The sequence below is a fragment of the Edwardsiella sp. EA181011 genome (genome assembly GCF_000800725.1).
In the GTDB taxonomy this organism is placed as follows: Bacteria; Pseudomonadota; Gammaproteobacteria; order Enterobacterales; family Enterobacteriaceae; genus Edwardsiella; species Edwardsiella anguillarum.
The window spans coordinates 610,654-626,827 of record NZ_CP011364.1 but is presented as its reverse complement, the minus strand read 5'-3'; the positions used below and the strand labels follow the sequence as shown (position 1 = coordinate 626,827).

The 16,174-nt window shown below is 57.9% G+C and carries 16 protein-coding genes; 8 read left to right on the top strand and 8 right to left on the bottom strand.

Annotated elements, in window-relative coordinates:
- Window positions 1–58: 58 nt before the first annotated feature.
- The 4 genes from pstC to phoU are packed head-to-tail and all read left to right on the top strand — an operon-like array spanning window position 59 to window position 3,495.
- Window positions 59–1,030, top strand: coding sequence for a phosphate ABC transporter permease PstC (gene pstC / locus QY76_RS02830; RefSeq protein WP_095666549.1), 972 nt, complete (start codon window positions 59–61; stop codon window positions 1,028–1,030).
- 1 nt (window position 1,031) lies between these two features.
- The gene (gene pstA / locus QY76_RS02825; protein WP_034164460.1) at window positions 1,032–1,919 is read left to right on the top strand and encodes a phosphate ABC transporter permease PstA; all 888 of its coding nucleotides are present in this window, start codon (window positions 1,032–1,034) and stop codon (window positions 1,917–1,919) included.
- A 45-nt stretch (window positions 1,920–1,964) separates the two neighbouring features.
- The gene (gene pstB / locus QY76_RS02820) at window positions 1,965–2,744 is read left to right on the top strand and encodes a phosphate ABC transporter ATP-binding protein PstB (protein WP_015462590.1); all 780 of its coding nucleotides are present in this window, start codon (window positions 1,965–1,967) and stop codon (window positions 2,742–2,744) included.
- Between the two features lie 19 nt (window positions 2,745–2,763).
- Window positions 2,764–3,495 (top strand): phosphate signaling complex protein PhoU, encoded by a 732-nt coding sequence (gene phoU, locus QY76_RS02815; protein WP_034164461.1) that lies wholly within the window; start codon window positions 2,764–2,766, stop codon window positions 3,493–3,495.
- A 57-nt stretch (window positions 3,496–3,552) separates the two neighbouring features.
- On the opposite strand, the gene yieH is transcribed toward phoU, so the two are convergent.
- On the bottom strand, window positions 3,553–4,224 hold the full coding sequence (gene yieH / locus QY76_RS02810; protein ID WP_045426596.1) for a 6-phosphogluconate phosphatase: 672 nt from the start codon (window positions 4,222–4,224) through the stop codon (window positions 3,553–3,555).
- 66 nt (window positions 4,225–4,290) lie between these two features.
- Window positions 4,291–6,066 (bottom strand): adenine deaminase, encoded by a 1,776-nt coding sequence (gene adeD / locus QY76_RS02805; protein ID WP_034164463.1) that lies wholly within the window; start codon window positions 6,064–6,066, stop codon window positions 4,291–4,293.
- A gap of 210 nt (window positions 6,067–6,276) precedes the next feature.
- On the opposite strand from adeD, the gene QY76_RS02800 reads away from it, so the two are divergent.
- Window positions 6,277–7,614 (top strand): NCS2 family permease, encoded by a 1,338-nt coding sequence (locus tag QY76_RS02800; protein WP_012850338.1) that lies wholly within the window; start codon window positions 6,277–6,279, stop codon window positions 7,612–7,614.
- Window positions 7,615–7,914: 300 nt separating this feature from the next.
- On the opposite strand, the gene QY76_RS02795 is transcribed toward QY76_RS02800, so the two are convergent.
- On the bottom strand, window positions 7,915–8,652 hold the full coding sequence (locus QY76_RS02795) for a 4'-phosphopantetheinyl transferase superfamily protein (protein ID WP_034164464.1): 738 nt from the start codon (window positions 8,650–8,652) through the stop codon (window positions 7,915–7,917).
- Between the two features lie 270 nt (window positions 8,653–8,922).
- Between QY76_RS02795 and QY76_RS02790 the strand changes: the two genes are divergently transcribed.
- On the top strand, window positions 8,923–9,573 hold the full coding sequence (locus QY76_RS02790; RefSeq protein WP_052365588.1) for a TVP38/TMEM64 family protein: 651 nt from the start codon (window positions 8,923–8,925) through the stop codon (window positions 9,571–9,573).
- Window positions 9,574–9,602: 29 nt separating this feature from the next.
- On the top strand, window positions 9,603–10,178 hold the full coding sequence (gene smrA, locus QY76_RS02785) for a DNA endonuclease SmrA (RefSeq protein WP_034164465.1): 576 nt from the start codon (window positions 9,603–9,605) through the stop codon (window positions 10,176–10,178).
- Window positions 10,179–10,212: 34 nt separating this feature from the next.
- On the opposite strand, the gene mnmE is transcribed toward smrA, so the two are convergent.
- From mnmE to rpmH, 5 genes are all read right to left on the bottom strand, one after another.
- Complete coding sequence (gene mnmE / locus QY76_RS02780; protein WP_117026406.1) at window positions 10,213–11,577, bottom strand: tRNA uridine-5-carboxymethylaminomethyl(34) synthesis GTPase MnmE; 1,365 nt, start codon at window positions 11,575–11,577, stop codon at window positions 10,213–10,215.
- A gap of 107 nt (window positions 11,578–11,684) precedes the next feature.
- Complete coding sequence (gene yidC / locus QY76_RS02775; RefSeq protein ID WP_034164466.1) at window positions 11,685–13,310, bottom strand: membrane protein insertase YidC; 1,626 nt, start codon at window positions 13,308–13,310, stop codon at window positions 11,685–11,687.
- 1 nt (window position 13,311) lies between these two features.
- Entirely contained in the window at window positions 13,312–13,566 is a 255-nt protein-coding gene (yidD, locus tag QY76_RS17565) for a membrane protein insertion efficiency factor YidD (RefSeq protein ID WP_015462597.1), read from the bottom strand.
- Complete coding sequence (rnpA, locus tag QY76_RS17560) at window positions 13,530–13,889, bottom strand: ribonuclease P protein component (RefSeq protein ID WP_015462598.1); 360 nt, start codon at window positions 13,887–13,889, stop codon at window positions 13,530–13,532. The genes yidD and rnpA overlap by 37 nt, the downstream gene beginning before the upstream one ends.
- A 17-nt stretch (window positions 13,890–13,906) precedes the next feature.
- On the bottom strand, window positions 13,907–14,047 hold the full coding sequence (gene rpmH, locus QY76_RS17555) for a 50S ribosomal protein L34 (RefSeq protein WP_015462599.1): 141 nt from the start codon (window positions 14,045–14,047) through the stop codon (window positions 13,907–13,909).
- Between the two features lie 724 nt (window positions 14,048–14,771).
- Between rpmH and dnaA the strand changes: the two genes are divergently transcribed.
- Window positions 14,772–16,163, top strand: coding sequence for a chromosomal replication initiator protein DnaA (dnaA, locus tag QY76_RS02765; protein WP_095666550.1), 1,392 nt, complete (start codon window positions 14,772–14,774; stop codon window positions 16,161–16,163).
- Window positions 16,164–16,174: the final 11 nt, after the last annotated feature.

Genomic DNA, 16,174 nt, shown 5'->3' with positions numbered 1-16,174 from the left:
TTTTTGGCACGCACCGTACGGTGCGTGCCGTACCGTGACCGTTGAAGAAGAGATACGCATGGCTGATTCGCCTTTGTCTAATAAACAGCCGATGATAAAAGCGCCGAGTAAGCTTGGTGACGTCATTTTTGGGGCGCTGGTCAAACTGGCGGCCCTGATTACGCTATTGCTGCTGGGGGGGATCATCGTTTCGCTGATCGTCGCCGCGCTGCCCAGCATGGAGAAGTTTGGCTTTGCGTTCCTGTGGAGCAAAGAGTGGGATGCGCCCGCGGAGCAGTTTGGCGCACTGGTGCCTATCTACGGCACGCTGGTTACTTCCCTTATCGCGCTGATCATCGCCGTTCCGGTCAGCTTCGGTATTGCCCTATTTTTGACGGAGCTGGCGCCGGGATGGCTACGTCGTCCGCTAGGGGTGGCGATTGAGCTACTGGCGGCGATCCCCAGCATCGTTTACGGCATGTGGGGGCTATTTATCTTTGCCCCGCTGTTTGCCGAGTATTTTCAGATCCCGGTGGGCAACGTGCTTTCCGGTATTCCCATCGTCGGTACCCTGTTTTCCGGTCCGGCGTTCGGTATCGGCATCTTGGCGGCGGGGGTGATCCTGGCGATCATGATCATCCCCTATATTGCGGCGGTGATGCGCGATGTGTTTGAGCAGACGCCGGTCATGATGAAAGAGTCCGCCTACGGCATTGGCTGTACCACCTGGGAGGTGATCTGGCGTATCGTCCTGCCGTTCACTAAAAATGGGGTGATCGGGGGCGTTATGCTGGGGCTGGGGCGCGCGCTGGGGGAGACCATGGCGGTTACCTTTGTCATCGGCAATACCTACCAGCTCGACAGCTTTTCACTGTATATGCCGGGCAACAGTATTACCTCGGCGCTGGCCAATGAGTTTGCTGAGGCGGAGTCCGGGCTGCATACCGCGGCGCTGATGGAGCTTGGGCTGATTCTATTTGTGATCACCTTCATCGTGCTGGCGTTGTCCAAGCTGATGATTCTGCGTCTGGCGAAGAACGAGGGGCGTTAATATGGCAATGATGGACGTACAAAATCCGCAGAAGCTGGCGGAATCCCGTCGCCGCATGCAGGCCTGGCGCCGCCAGAAAAACCGTATTGCGCTGTGCCTGTCGATGGGCACGATGGCCTTTGGCCTGTTTTGGCTGGTGTGGATCCTGCTATCCACCTTTACCCGTGGCCTGGACGGCATGTCGCTGGCGCTGTTTACCGAAATGACGCCGCCGCCGAATACCGAAGGCGGCGGTTTAGCGAACGCCATCGTTGGCTCCGGGCTGCTGATCCTGTGGGCGACGGTGATCGGTACGCCGCTGGGGATAATGGCGGGCATTTATCTGGCGGAATACGGCCGCAACGGCTGGTTTGCTAACGTGACCCGTTTTATTAACGATATCCTGTTATCTGCGCCCTCTATCGTGGTCGGGCTGTTCGTCTACACCATTGTGGTGACTAAGATGCAGCACTTTTCCGGCTGGGCCGGGGTGATCGCGCTGGCACTGCTGCAGGTGCCGATCGTTATCCGTACCACGGAGAATATGCTAAAGCTGGTGCCGGATAGCCTGCGCGAGGCGGCCTATGCGCTGGGTACACCCAAGTGGAAGATGATTTCAGCGATTACCCTGAAGGCGTCCGTGTCGGGGATTATTACCGGGGTACTGCTGGCCATCGCCCGTATCGCCGGTGAGACGGCCCCCCTGCTGTTTACGTCGCTCTCCAACCAGTTTTGGAGCACCGACATGATGCAGCCGCTGGCTAACCTGCCAGTCACTATCTTCAAGTTTGCCATGAGTCCGTTTGCGGAGTGGCAACAGCTGGCCTGGGCCGGAGTACTACTGATCACGCTGTGCGTTCTGCTGCTGAATATCGTGGCCCGCGTGATTTTTGCCAAGAAAAAACACTAATTTTGGGGCGCTGCCGCAGCGGCGTCGCTAACAGAGAGAAAAACGATGAGTAATGTAGTGACAGACCCGACCAACAGTAAAATTCAGGTGCGCGATCTGAACTTCTATTACGGAAAATTCCACGCGCTGAAGAATATCTCGCTGGATATTGAGAAAAATAAAGTGACGGCCTTCATCGGTCCGTCCGGCTGCGGCAAGTCGACGCTGCTGCGTACCTTTAACAAGATGTTCCAGCTTTACCCGGAGCAGCGCGCAGAGGGGGAGATTTTACTGGATGGCCAGAATATCCTGACCGACAGCCAGGATGTCGCGCTGCTGCGCGCCAAGGTGGGCATGGTGTTTCAGAAGCCGACGCCTTTTCCTATGTCCATCTACGACAATATCGCCTTCGGCGTACGCCTGTTTGAAAAACTGTCGCGTGCCGATATGGATGAGCGAGTGCAGTGGGCGCTGACCAAGGCGGCGCTGTGGAGTGAGACGAAAGATAAGCTGCACCAAAGCGGCTATAGCCTGTCAGGCGGTCAGCAGCAGCGTCTGTGTATCGCCCGCGGTATTGCTATCCGTCCAGAGGTCTTACTGTTGGATGAACCCTGCTCTGCGCTGGATCCTATTTCGACCAGCCGCATCGAGGAGCTTATTACCGAGCTGAAGCAGGACTACACCGTGGTGATCGTGACCCACAATATGCAGCAGGCGGCGCGCTGTTCTGATTACACTGCATTTATGTATCTTGGTGAGCTGATTGAGTTTAGTGATACAGATAAGCTGTTTACCGCCCCTGCGCAGCGGCAGACGGAAGACTATATTACCGGTCGCTATGGCTGATGGTTTTTAGGAAGGGAACATGGATAATCTGAATTTAAACAAGCACACCTCCGGTCAGTTTAATGCCGAGCTTGAATATATCCGCACCCAGGTAATGAGCATGGGTGGGCTGGTGGAGCAGCAGCTGACGGATGCGATCACTGCCATGCATAACCAGGATGCCGATCTGGCGCGCCGGGTGGTGGAAGGGGATGCCAAGGTCAACATGATGGAGATCGCCATCGATGAGGCCTGCGTTAAAATTATTGCCAAGCGTCAGCCGACTGCCAGCGATCTACGCCTGGTGATGGCGATTATTAAAACGATCTCCGAGCTGGAGCGCATTGGCGACGTCGCGGATAAAATCTGCCGCACCGCGCTGGAGAAGTTTTCCCAGCAGCATCAGCCGCTGTTGGTTAGCCTGGAGTCCCTGGGACAACATACCGTACAGATGCTGCACGATGTGCTGGATGCCTTTGCGCGCATGGATCTGAATGAGGCCATTCGGATTTATCGGGAAGATAAGAAGGTCGATCAGGAGTATGAAGGCATTGTGCGCCAGCTGATGACCTACATGATGGAGGACTCGCGCACCATTCCCAGCGTATTGACGGCGCTGTTCTGCGCCCGCTCTATCGAGCGTATCGGCGATCGCTGCCAGAATATCTGTGAGTTTATTTTCTACTACGTCAAAGGGCAGGATTTCCGCCATATCGGCGGGGACGATCTGGAGCAGCTGCTGACGGATCATCGCCGGACGGACGAGGCATAGCCTCTCACGCCGCCTCACGCTAAACCGTATCGGGCCGCCCATAAGGGCGGCTTTCTTTTATGCGTCGCGGGTCAGCTGCCAGCCGCGCTGGCGCCACAGCTGCGGGAGCTGGCGCAGATCGTCGAAGGCGGTGACCAGCGGATGGTCGATCGTCGGGTTGTGGGGATCGGCGCAAAAGTAAAATACCGGGATGCCGGCTGCAATGCCGGACTGTGCCCCGGCCGGCGAGTCGTCCACGAGGATGCACTCACCGATATCGACCCCCATGTCCCGGGCCGCGTGGAACAATAAATCCGGCTGGGGTTTCCAGCGCTGGATATCGTAGCCGCTGTACAGGCGATCGCCGAAGAAGGGCAGCATTCCGGTGGCGCCAAGGGAGCTCTGCATTTTGCTGACCGGCCCATTGGAGGCGGTGCACATGGGGACGCAGACTTGGCTTAGCAGCTCGTGGGCGTGGGGGATTGGCTGGAGCTCGCTGTCGAACAGGCGTGCCACCTCGGCGCGGTAGTGGGACTCCATCTCGGCGCGATCGGCCGTAAATGGATGACGCTGCTGTATCACGTCGATAATTTCATACAGCCGCACCCCTTTGAATTCACGATAGATATCTTCCAGCGATAGCGTGATCCCATAGCGGGAGAACATACTGACATAGGCTTTACTGCAGATAATTTCGCTGTCTACCAGCGTTCCATCACAGTCGAAGAGAATACAGCGGATACTGCTCATGGGCGTCCTTTTTGGCCGGTCGGCGCGGAGAGGCTCGCGCCGTATCAACGTTATTTTCGTCCTAGTTTAAACGCTCTCTTCCTGTATGCGAACCTCGGTAAAGCGGAAGTGGTCTACATCATACAGCCCAAGACTGGTCAGCTTGAGCGACGGAATCACCGGCAGCGAGAGAAACGCCATCTGAATAAACGGTTCATTCAGGGTCATACCGCAGTCGCGGCAGGCCTGTTTCAGCGCATCGATGACATCGGCAATCTCCGCTGCCGATCGTGAGCTCATCAGGCCGGCGATGGGCAGCGGCAGATGGGCTACGACCTGTCCGTCGGCAACGACACACAGCCCACCGCCGTCGTCAATCAGCTGATTGACCGCCAGCGCCATCTCTTCTGGACAGTGGCCGATGGTCACAATATTGTGGCTGTCGTGGCTGACGGTCGCCGCCAGCGCCCCTTTGCTCAGGCCGCTGTTGTGCAGAAGGCCTAGCGCCGGCGCCCTTTGCTGACCATAGCGCTCCATCACCGCAATGCGGCATACGTCTGGCGTATCGAAGCGATCGCCCAGCCAGCGTACCGTTCTGGCCGGGGTGATGAGCTCGTTGGGGATCAGCTGAATGGCGCGATAGTCGGCGCCCTGCGCCAGCGGCAGCGTCAGATCTTTGGCGCGGAGCGGGGCTCGCCGTAGGGTATTGTGCTGCGGTGGAGAGCTGGCCAGCTGGCGTGTCGCTGCGCTGCGCAGCAGCAGCTGTGCATCGATGGCCTTACCGCCGGCAAATACCTGGCGAATGGCCACCTGCTCAACGTCATCCAGCAGAACGATATCCGCCTTTTTCCCCGGCGCGATCAGCCCCAGGCGCTTGAGGCCAAAGTGGCGCGCCGCTGACCAGCTGGCGACGCGGTATGCTACGTGTGGCGCGATGTGATGCCGTTGGATCAGGCGCCGGATCAGCGCATCGATGTGCCCTTCGTGCGCGATCTCCCATGGATTACGGTCATCGGTGCACAGCATGCACTGCGGGCTGTTGAACTCGCTGATCAGGGGCGCCAGCGTATCCAGGTTGCGCGCCGCGGAGCCTTCGCGGATCATCAGCGCCATGCCCAGCGCCAGCTTTTCCCGTCCCTCTTCCAGCGCCAGCGTTTCATGGCAGTTTTCCACTCCGGCGGCCAGATAGGCATTCAGCGCTTTGCCGCTCAGCATGGGGCTATGGCCGTCCAGCGTCAGGTGGCGGAACGCATCCAGCTTATCGAGAATCTGCTCATCGCCGGCAATGACGCCGGGAAAGTTCATCATCTCTGCCAGCCCCAGCACGTGGGGATGCTCGCGGTAGGGCAGCATCGCTGTCAGGGGAAACTCTGCGCCGTTGATATCGGTTCCGGCCAGCGCCGGCACACAGGAGCTGATCTGTATGAACTGGTTTTGCTGCGCGCCCTCGGCGCAGCGCAGGAACCATGCCAGCCCCTCCTCTCCCATAACGTTCACGATCTCATGAGGGTCACACACAATGGTGGTGACGCCGAGAGGTAACGTGACGCTTTCGAAGGTGATGGGGGTCATCATGCTGGATTCGATGTGCAGATGGGCGTCGATAAAGCCGGGAACGGCTACGGCACCGCCGGCGTCAATGCGCTCCAGGGCTGCGGCACCGGCGTAGGCCGGCCCGACGCCGGCAATGCTGTCACCGCTGATGAGGATGGGGCCCGGCAGGGTTCCGCCGTTGATGAGATCCAGCAGGAAAACATTGTCGATGATGAGATCGGCAGGCTGATCGCCGCGTGAAACGGCCAGAAGACGCAGCATCGCAGCGCGGGAAAGCGATTGCGTATGTTTGTGATGACTATTTTCCATGTGGGTCACCTTACGGCTATTGGATTTATCATTTTGATATTAAAGCGATTTTATCTGTCTATTGTAGCGATTTTATGTATATAAGCGTTTGCGTTACATCACATTGGCTGATCGGTGGCAAAAAAACAGCAAAAAAAGGATGTGACAGACATCAACATTTGGCATTTTTAGTATAGGATAGCCATCCAAGACACTATACGGATTTCATGTATGAGCCAATCCACGTCCAATACCGCCCAATCCCGGGGCGTATTCGAGCGCGTCTTTAAACTGCAGGCGCATGGTACCACCGTCAGGACCGAAGTGATTGCCGGTTTCACCACGTTCCTCACCATGGTGTACATCGTCTTCGTTAACCCGCAGATCCTCAGCGCCGCAGGCATGGATACCCAGGCCGTGTTTGTGACGACCTGTCTGATTGCCGCCTTCGGCAGTATTCTTATGGGGTTGTTAGCCAACCTTCCGGTCGCGTTGGCGCCAGCGATGGGGCTGAACGCCTTCTTTGCTTTTGTGGTCGTCGGGGCGATGGGACTCTCCTGGCAGATCGGGATGGGCGCCATTTTCTGGGGCGCCGTCGGTCTGCTGCTGCTGACGATATTCCGTATTCGCTATTGGATGATCGCCAATATTCCGCTGAGCCTGCGGGTGGGGATCACCAGCGGTATCGGTCTGTTTATTGCGATGATGGGGCTCAAAAACGCCGGTATCATCGTGCCGAACCAGGATACGCTGGTGACGGTGGGGGAGTTGACGTCGCACCATGTTCTGCTGGGGGCGCTGGGCTTTTTCATCATCGCTGTTCTGGCGTCGCGTAACATTCACGCCGCGGTGCTGGTATCGATTGTGGTGACAACGGCTATCGGTCTGCTGCTGGGTGACGTGCAGTACAGCGGCATTTTCTCTATGCCGCCCAGCGTGACCAGCGTAGTCGGTCAGGTCGATTTGAGCGGTGCGCTGAATATCGGTCTGTCCGGCGTTATCTTCTCCTTTATGCTGGTGAACCTGTTCGACTCCTCGGGCACGCTGATTGGCGTTACGGATAAAGCGGGTCTGACGGACGTCAACGGCAAGTTTCCGCGCATGCAGCAGGCACTGTATGTGGACAGTATCAGCTCCGTCGCCGGTTCTTTCATCGGCACTTCCTCTGTGACCGCCTACATTGAAAGCTCCTCTGGGGTCTCCGTCGGCGGGCGCACCGGGCTGACCGCCGTGGTGGTGGGGCTGCTGTTCATGCTGGTGATCTTCCTCTCTCCGCTGGCGGCGATGGTGCCGGGGTATGCCGCCGCTGGGGCGCTGATCTACGTCGGCGTGCTGATGACCTCGAGTCTGGCGCGGGTTAAGTGGGATGATCTGACCGAGGCGGTACCGGCGTTTATTACTGCGGTGATGATGCCGTTCAGCTTCTCGATCACCGAGGGGATCGCGCTCGGCTTTATCGCCTACTGCGTGATGAAGGCGGGCACGGGACGCTGGCGTGAGATTAGCCCCTGCGTGGTGGTGGTGGCGCTGCTGTTTGTGCTGAAGATAGCATTGGTTGACGCGCACTGATCCACGCGATGAAGCGCAGCAGCGACAGGGAGGGCATTAGCCCTCCCTGTTTGTTTATGGCGTACGGCAGCCGTTCATCAGCTAGCGTCGCGGTCAACGCGGGTGCGCTGGATCTGATCGGTCTATGGAACAGACGATAGAGTCCTGCCTTCTGCCGCTGCGCCGTGTGCGAAGTCGATCGGGTAGAGTCCGCAGCGGCAGCGATTTCTCCCAGGGGTGCGCAAGGCCATGGACACCCAGATGAATAATAAATCCTTTTTATCCAGGTCGCTGGCTTGCCCACATCCTGTGCGCGGTATATCAGTCGGATACCGTCTGTAGCGGAACATGGCTGGTAAAGCGTAGAAACGTTGGTAACAGCTCCAGCGTCTGGCGTTTTTCTCTATCGACGTTGGCCAAGCGCCCGTTGGGCTGCATATACCAGTAGTGCAGCCGCTGTAGCGAGGGCGAGCGGCTGCAGGCCCAGGCGATATCGTTGTGTATCGCACTCAGGGTTTCGACCTGCGGCGTGGCGCTTGAGCGCAGTTTTCCCGCGCCGGGCTGGAGCCGCAGGGTATCGAGTCCGCTATTGCCGAGGCCGGAGATTTTCAGCACGGATTGACGGATGGCCCACAGCTGAGTGGTTGCTTCCAGTCTGTCCTCTTGGCGTGCGATCCAGACTTTTTCCGTATTGCTCAGGTACTGCTGCTGCAGGGGAACGAATCCACCCTGGCGGGCGCGGATTACCTCAATATCCAGGCCTACCTTACCGGTACATCCCAGCATCACCCCGACGATGTTGCCGCCATAGGCCAGGCTGAAGTCGGGCAGGCTGGGATCGATAAAAAAAGGACGCCCGCGGCAGTCGATCGCCGTACGCGGCAGTTTACTGTGGCCATACAGAATGGCCATCAGCTCCGCCAGCGCAACCCGGGCGTGCAGAAAACGCTCACGCCGTTTAGGGGAGTAGTGGAGTGAGGTTGCGATGACGTCTTCGGTGAGTCGATGGACGTCCAGTGGGCGATGCTCTGTGTTCCACCAGACAAAGTGGCTTTCCATAGTCACTCCCTATACTGCCGATCATAATGATGCGTCAGGCGGTAAAGATCGGCGCATTTACCGGTGTCAGTCCAGCTTGCCTGTCACATGGCGGTTGTATAACCCTTAGAAGTATTTATCCTCTAACGATATTTGATAATCATCATGTATGTAATGTGTGGCATAGCGCACTGATTTGGTTACCGCGCTAGCGAGGAATGCGAGATAAGAGGAGACATGCGATGGAAAAGAAGGCGTAAACCTTGGCGGCGATGGGGGATGTTGGCGCTAGTGGCCGTCGCGATCGCCTGTACGCCGCTGCGCACGCTGAGCGGCGATCTGGCGGCGTTGCAGCGTCTGCTGGGGGAGATGGGGTTTGTCTATGGCGCGCTGGGCTATATGATCCTGTTTATTGCCGCCTCGCTGATGCTGTTTCCGGGCAGTATTCTGGTGATCGCGGCGGCGATGCTGTTTGGGGTATGGTGGGGAACGCTATTTTCACTGTTGGCGGCGACGCTGGCATCCGCCTGCGCCTTTCTGCTGGCGCGGTATTTGGGGCGTGACTGGCTACAGGCCCGTTTTGGGTCGCGTCCCCTGTTTCAGCGGATCGCTTTGGGGATGACGCGCTATGGCGTCGACTTTCTGATCTTTACCCGCCTGGTGCCGCTGTTTCCCTACAATATTCAAAACTATGCCTATGGGCTGACGGACATCGGTTTTTGGCGATATACCTGGATTTCAGCGTTAACGCTGTTGCCGGGGACATTTCTCTACAGCTATATGGCGGCGACGCTGGCGCAGCGCGGGGTGACCTGGCAGGTTAGCGTAGAGCTGCTGCTGTGCGGTCTACTGCTGTTTTCCATTACTCAGGCGGCGCGCCAGGTATACCGTCACTGTCTCGGCGCGGTACACGATAGCCCGGATATGCTGTCAGGCGACTGAGGTTGTGCGAGGAGATAAGGAAGATAAGAATGGATAGCCATCAGCTGTTTTGCCAAGAGATGGCCGGCGTGAAACCGCTGGTATCGGATCGCCGCGTGTCGACGGCGCGCGCCGCGCCACCCAGTGAGGCGCAGCTGGCCCGGCGGGCGGCTGCGCAGCAGACCTTGGATGTGTCTCTGGATTCGCTCTCGATGGTATCGGTCGTGATGCTACGCCCGTGCGATCTGCTGGGATTTAAGCGTGAGGGGATCCAAGACGGGGTTTACCGTAAGCTGCGGCTGGGGAAATATGCGCTGCAGGCGGTTCTGGATCTGCACCGTCATACACTGGTTGAGGCGCGCGCCGCGCTGCTGCAGTTCGTGGCGGACTGCATCGCGCGCGACGTTCGTACCGCGTTGGTATTGCATGGCAAAGGGGAGCGCAGCCAGCCTCAGGCGCTGCTGAAAAGCTATGTCAGCGCCTGGCTGCCGCAGATCCCTGACGTGATGGCGATACACAGCGCCGATAGGCGCCACGGCGGCAGCGGCGCGCTCTATATCCTGCTGCGTAAGAGCGAGCGGCGTAAGGTGGATAACCGCGAGCGTCACCAGAAACGACGGGGATAACGCCGGGCGGGTCGGCGTTCGTTTCGGCGTAGCCTCACTTGCCGATGCAGAAGTTGGTGAAGATGCGTCCCAGCAGATCGTCAGAGGTAAATTCGCCGGTGATCTCGCTGAGCGACTGCTGCGCCAGACGCAGCTCTTCGGCCAGCAGCTCTCCGGCCATGGCGCCGAGCAGCTGATCTTTTCCCTGCTGCAGGTGCAGGGCGGCCTGATCCAGCGCCTGCAGATGACGGCGGCGTGCCAGAAATCCCCCCTCCAGACGAGTGTCAAAGCCCATACTGCGCTTGAGGTGATCGCGCAGTACGTCGACGCCGGCGCCGGTGCGAGCCGACAGGCGTACCAGCGTATGGCCATCGCAGTCGCTGATCCCCAGCGGCTCACCGGTTACGTCCGCCTTATTACGCACCACGGTAATGGGTAGGCTGGACGGCAGACGCGCGATAAAATCGGGCCAGATGGTGACGGGATCGGTGGCGTCGGTGGTGGTGCCGTCGACCATAAACAGTACACGATCGGCGCGCTCGATCTCCTGCCAGGCGCGCTCAATGCCGATACGCTCCACTTCGTCGCTGGCCTCGCGCAGCCCGGCGGTATCGATGATGTGCAGCGGCATGCCATCGATATGAATATGCTCACGCAGGACGTCGCGAGTGGTGCCGGCGATATCGGTGACGATAGCCGCTTCTCGTCCGGCCAGCGCGTTGAGCAGACTGGATTTCCCGGCGTTGGGGCGTCCGGCGATCACCACTTTCATCCCTTCACGCAGTAGGCTGCCCTGGCGTGCCTCTGTGCGTACGCCGGCCAGTTCATCCATCACCGCATTCAGCTGAGCCTCCACCTTACCGTCGGAGAGAAAGTCTATCTCTTCATCGGGAAAGTCGATGGCGGCCTCGACGTAGATGCGCAGGTGGATCAGGGACTCGACCAGCTGATGGATGCGCGCCGAGAAGACGCCCTGCAGCGAGTTGACCGCCGAGCGCGCCGCCTGCTCTGAGCTGGCGTCGATAAGGTCGGCAATCGCCTCGGCCTGCGCCAGATCCATTTTATCGTTGAGAAACGCGCGTTCGGAGAACTCTCCTGGACGGGCGATGCGCAGTCCCGGCAGCTGCAGAATACGCTTTAACAGTAAATCGAGGATCACCGGCCCACCGTGGCCCTGTAGCTCCAGCACATCCTCTCCGGTAAAGGAGTTGGGGCCGGGGAAATAGAGGGCAATGCCCTGATCCAGCGGGGTTCCATCATGGTCTCGGAACGGCAGGTAGTCGGCATAGCGCGGCTTGGGCAGCTTGCCCAATAGCGCCAGGGCTACGGCCTGCGCCTGCGGGCCGGATACGCGCAGGATCCCCACGCCGCCGCGTCCCGGCGCGGTAGCCTGGGCGACGATGGTGTCGGATGAGCTGATCATATTCTCTCTCTTTTGGCTTTGAGTGCTGGCCCGCGCGGCGGGCGACAAGAAAAAAGGGGCGGTCTGATGACCGCCCCCCTGGTACCTCGCTGCATCAGCGTGGGTTATTTTTTATCCCGGCTGTGCAGGCCGCGTTTTTCCAGGCCGCGGTAAATCAGCTGCTGCTGGATGATGGTGACCAGGTTGCTGACGATATAGTACAGCACCAGACCTGACGGGAACCACAGGAAGAAGACGGTAAAGATAACCGGCATAAACGTCATGATCTTCTGCTGCATCGGATCGGTGACGGTTGTTGGCGACATCTTCTGGATGAAGAACATGGTTACGCCCATCAGGATAGGCAGGATGTAGTACGGGTCTGGCGCGGCCAGGTCATGGATCCACAGGGCGAACGGCGCCTGACGCAGCTCGACGGAGCCCATCAGCATGTAGTACAGGGCCAGGAAGATAGGCATCTGGATCAGCAGCGGGAAGCAGCCGCCCAGCGGGTTAACCTTCTCGGTCTTGTACAGCGCCATCATCTCCTGACTCATGCGCTGTTTGTCATCGCCGATACGTTCGCGCATGGCCTGCAGCTTGGGCTGCAGCATACGCATCTTGGCCATCGAGGTGTACTGCGCCTTGGTCAGCGGGTACATGATGCCACGAACGATAAAGGTGATGATAATGATAGCGAAGCCCCAGTTCCCGACGAAGCTGTGGATCAGCTGCAGCAGCTTAAACAGCGGCTGAGAGATAAACCACAGCCAGCCATAGTCCACGGTCAAATCGAGGTGTGGCGCAACGGCAGCCATGTCGCTTTGCAGCTCCGGGCCGACCCACAGCGTGGTGCTGAGCACCTTCTCTGTGTTTGGCGCGACGCTGACGGACGGTGCTTTATAGCCGATAGCGGCCTGGCCGTTGCCCAGATTGGCGGTGTAGAAGGTGTTTACGCCGCTGTCGTGCGGGATCCAGGCGGTGGCGAAGTACTGTTGCAGCATGGCGACCCAGCCGCCCTTCGTCTGCACGTTCAGATTCTTGTCTTCGATATCGCTGAAGCTGTACTTCTGATACTTGTCATCGCTGGAGGAGTAAGCCGCGCCGCGGAAGGTGTGCAGCGCAAAGTTATTGCTGCCGGTATCGCGGTGCTTCGGCAGATCGACAGACTGCTTGAGCTGACCGAACAGGGTCAGATCCAGTGCGTCGTGGCTGTCGTTTTTCACCTTATAGTCAACGGCGATAGCGTAGTCATTGCGCTTAAGAACGAAGGTTTTGGTGTAGATAACGCCGTTCGCAGCGGTATAGGTCAGCGGGATTCGCAGCTCATCTTGGCCCGGCAGCATTTCGTAGCTGGTTTGGTTAGCGCTGTACAGCGGGCGGGCGCCGTTAGCCGGGTTATCCGGACCGCTCTTGCCGGTCAGGCCGCTCTGAGCCTGGTAGACAAACTGCGGCGTGGTTTCCAGCAGCTGGAACGGGGTATTTGAGCCCAGAGTAGCCGGGTAGGCCAGCAGATCGGCCTGCTCGATGTCACCACCGCGGGTGTTGATGGTCAAAGCCAGTACGTCGGTCTTAACCGTAATAAGCTTACCCTGGCCGCTTTCCGGTACTGCCTGGCTAGCGGTGTCACTTACGCTCTGTCCTGCTGTCTGAGCGACCGGCTGCGGATTGTGGTCCGTCTGCCAGGCCTGCCAGATCAAGAAGGACACGAACAGCAGAGCGACGAGGAATAGATTACGTTGCGAATCCATCTTAATGTTCTCTGTTATTGGTCTTTGGCGGCACGGGATCATCGCCACCCGGGTTCAAAGGGTGGCATTTTAATACGCGTTTCAGTGTCAACCAACTGCCTTTTACCACCCCAAACCTGCGCAATGCCTCAATTCCGTACTGTGAGCAGGTGGGATGGAAGCGACAGTGCGGCCCAAGCAGCGGACTGATAAAGCGCTGATAACCGCGTATCAGCGCAATCAGGAGACGCGAGCCTGGCGACAATGGCGACGCCATAATTTTTCCAACATCTCTGTCAGCGCCCGATTATCGAGTTCCTGAACACCCTTTTTGACGATTACCACAAAGTCCATGGCTGGCAGCGAATGCTGACGCAGACGGAAACTTTCGCGTGTCAGGCGCTTGATGCGGTTACGCTCGTGAGCGCGTTTGACATGCTTTTTGGCGACAGTAAGACCGATGCGGGGATACCCCAGCGAGTTCATACGGCCGAGAATGGTAAGTTGGGGCGTACCGGCTCGTTGCGGTTGCTGGAAGACGAAATTGAAGTGATTGGGAGTTAACAAACGTAACTCCCTAGGGAAACTTAGCTTAACCACTAATCTGGTCAGCTAAATTAACCGGCTACGGTCAGACGAGCGCGGCCTTTAGCGCGGCGACGGGCAAGAACCTGACGGCCATTTTTGTTTGCCATACGAGCACGGAAACCGTGGGTACGGTTGCGTTTCAATACGGACGGTTGGAAAGTGCGTTTCATAGCGATTTCTACCTAAACTTTAAATAATTACTGATCAGTAAACGCGTTTGGCTACTCGACGTGAGAACGACCGACGCCTCAATCGCATATATTAAAGAGGCAGGATTGTAATAATTGTACAGTCCTGAGTCAATTGACTTATGCCAAGCAGCTCACCTGGGCTCACACGGGTAAACCCGCTGTCACCGTCACACCTAACCTTCCGGAGGGTTGGGGTACTGCGTTTCCGGCAACAGAACGCAGGCGTAACGCGTGGGTGGCAAATTATACGGACTCCCTACCAAAGCGCAAGGATCTTAGTGTGATCCTTCTGTCGATCTTGGGATCGGTGCGGTATTGATCAACGGTTTTTCTGAAAGTCTCCGCTTTGTGCTGCCGTTAACGCTATATTGCATAGGAAAAGGGATAATCCATACAGGGGGCCGGTTGGTCTGTGGATAAAAAGGATCGATTCTGTGCAGAAGGAGAGGATCTTCTGTACGGTTTAGGCTATGATCCGCCATCCCGATCGCGATCCCTTTCTTGTTAGGGGCGGTTGTGCGAGTATGCCGCGCAAGCGGTGACCAGGAAGTGGTCAAGTTGTGGGTAACCTGTTTATGATCCCGCCGCCCCGTTGGGATCCGGCCGCATTGCGCGCCGCGGGCTACCGGCTGCATTTCCGGTAATGAAAAACCCTAAGCACCCTAATCATTTCTTATTTATCTTTGTTCGAGTGGAGTCCGCCGTGTCACTTTCGCTTTGGCAGCAGTGTCTTGCCCGATTGCAGGATGAGTTACCTGCCACAGAATTCAGCATGTGGATCCGTCCTCTTCAGGCGGAGCTCAGTGACAACACGCTGGCGCTGTATGCGCCCAACCGCTTTGTTCTTGATTGGGTTCGTGATAAATATTTAAATAATATTAATGGGTTACTTAATGACTTTTGCGGTTCCGATGCGCCGGTGCTGCGTTTTGAGGTGGGCAGCAAGCCGGCAGCCCCGGCTGCGGTTAGCAGCGCCGCCAGTAGCGGCGTGAGCGTGGCGCCGGCCGCCGTTCGGACCAGCAGTCCGGCGCGACCGAGCTGGGAGCGGGTTACCGCCCAGCCGGAGCTCTCCTATCGCTCCAACGTTAACCCTAAGCACACCTTCGATAACTTTGTTGAGGGTAAGTCTAACCAGCTGGCGCGCGCGGCGGCGCGTCAGGTGGCGGATAACCCGGGTGGCGCTTATAACCCGCTGTTTCTATACGGTGGTACCGGCCTGGGTAAAACGCACCTGCTGCATGCGGTAGGCAATGGCATCATGGCGCGCAAGCCTAACGCCAAGGTGGTGTACATGCATTCCGAGCGCTTTGTTCAGGATATGGTCAAAGCGCTGCAGAATAACGCTATCGAAGAGTTCAAGCGCTACTACCGCTCTGTCGATGCGCTGCTGATCGACGATATTCAGTTTTTTGCCAATAAGGAGCGCTCACAGGAGGAGTTTTTTCACACCTTCAATGCGCTGCTGGAGGGCAATCAGCAAATCATCTTGACTTCCGATCGTTATCCGAAAGAGATCAACGGGGTAGAAGATCGCCTTAAGTCGCGTTTCGGCTGGGGACTAACGGTGGCTATCGAGCCGCCGGAGCTGGAGACGCGCGTCGCTATTCTGATGAAGAAGGCCGACGAAAACGACATTCGCCTGCCGGGCGAGGTAGCTTTCTTCATTGCCAAGCGCCTGCGCTCGAACGTCCGTGAGCTGGAGGGGGCGCTGAATCGGGTGATCGCCAACGCCAACTTTACCGGGCGGGCGATCACCATCGACTTTGTCCGCGAAGCGCTGCGTGACTTGTTGGCGCTGCAGGAGAAGCTGGTCACCATCGACAACATTCAGAAGACGGTGGCGGAGTACTACAAGATTAAAGTGGCCGACCTGTTGTCCAAGCGCCGCTCCCGCTCCGTTGCCCGCCCGCGCCAGATGGCGATGGCGTTGGCCAAGGAGCTGACCAACCACAGCCTGCCGGAGATCGGCGATGCCTTTGGTGGCCGGGACCATACCACGGTGCTGCACGCCTGCCGTAAGATTGAGCAGCTGCGCGAAGAAAGTCACGACATCAAAGAAGATTTTTCTAATCTAATCAGAACGTTGTCATCCTAATTACCTAACAG

Excerpts from the sequence above, each read along its gene's own strand:
- pstC (WP_095666549.1), top strand. The coding sequence starts at position 59 with ATGGCTGATTCGCCTTTGTCTAATAAACAGCCGATGATAAAAGCGCCG.
- pstA (WP_034164460.1), top strand. The coding sequence starts at position 1,032 with ATGGCAATGATGGACGTACAAAATCCGCAGAAGCTGGCGGAATCCCGT.
- pstB (WP_015462590.1), top strand. The coding sequence starts at position 1,965 with ATGAGTAATGTAGTGACAGACCCGACCAACAGTAAAATTCAGGTGCGC.
- phoU (WP_034164461.1), top strand. The coding sequence starts at position 2,764 with ATGGATAATCTGAATTTAAACAAGCACACCTCCGGTCAGTTTAATGCC.
- yieH (WP_045426596.1), bottom strand. The coding sequence starts at position 4,224 with ATGAGCAGTATCCGCTGTATTCTCTTCGACTGTGATGGAACGCTGGTA.
- adeD (WP_034164463.1), bottom strand. The coding sequence starts at position 6,066 with ATGGAAAATAGTCATCACAAACATACGCAATCGCTTTCCCGCGCTGCG.
- QY76_RS02800 (WP_012850338.1), top strand. The coding sequence starts at position 6,277 with ATGAGCCAATCCACGTCCAATACCGCCCAATCCCGGGGCGTATTCGAG.
- QY76_RS02795 (WP_034164464.1), bottom strand. The coding sequence starts at position 8,652 with ATGGAAAGCCACTTTGTCTGGTGGAACACAGAGCATCGCCCACTGGAC.
- smrA (WP_034164465.1), top strand. The coding sequence starts at position 9,603 with ATGGATAGCCATCAGCTGTTTTGCCAAGAGATGGCCGGCGTGAAACCG.
- yidC (WP_034164466.1), bottom strand. The coding sequence starts at position 13,310 with ATGGATTCGCAACGTAATCTATTCCTCGTCGCTCTGCTGTTCGTGTCC.
- yidD (WP_015462597.1), bottom strand. The coding sequence starts at position 13,566 with ATGGCGTCGCCATTGTCGCCAGGCTCGCGTCTCCTGATTGCGCTGATA.
- rpmH (WP_015462599.1), bottom strand. The coding sequence starts at position 14,047 with ATGAAACGCACTTTCCAACCGTCCGTATTGAAACGCAACCGTACCCAC.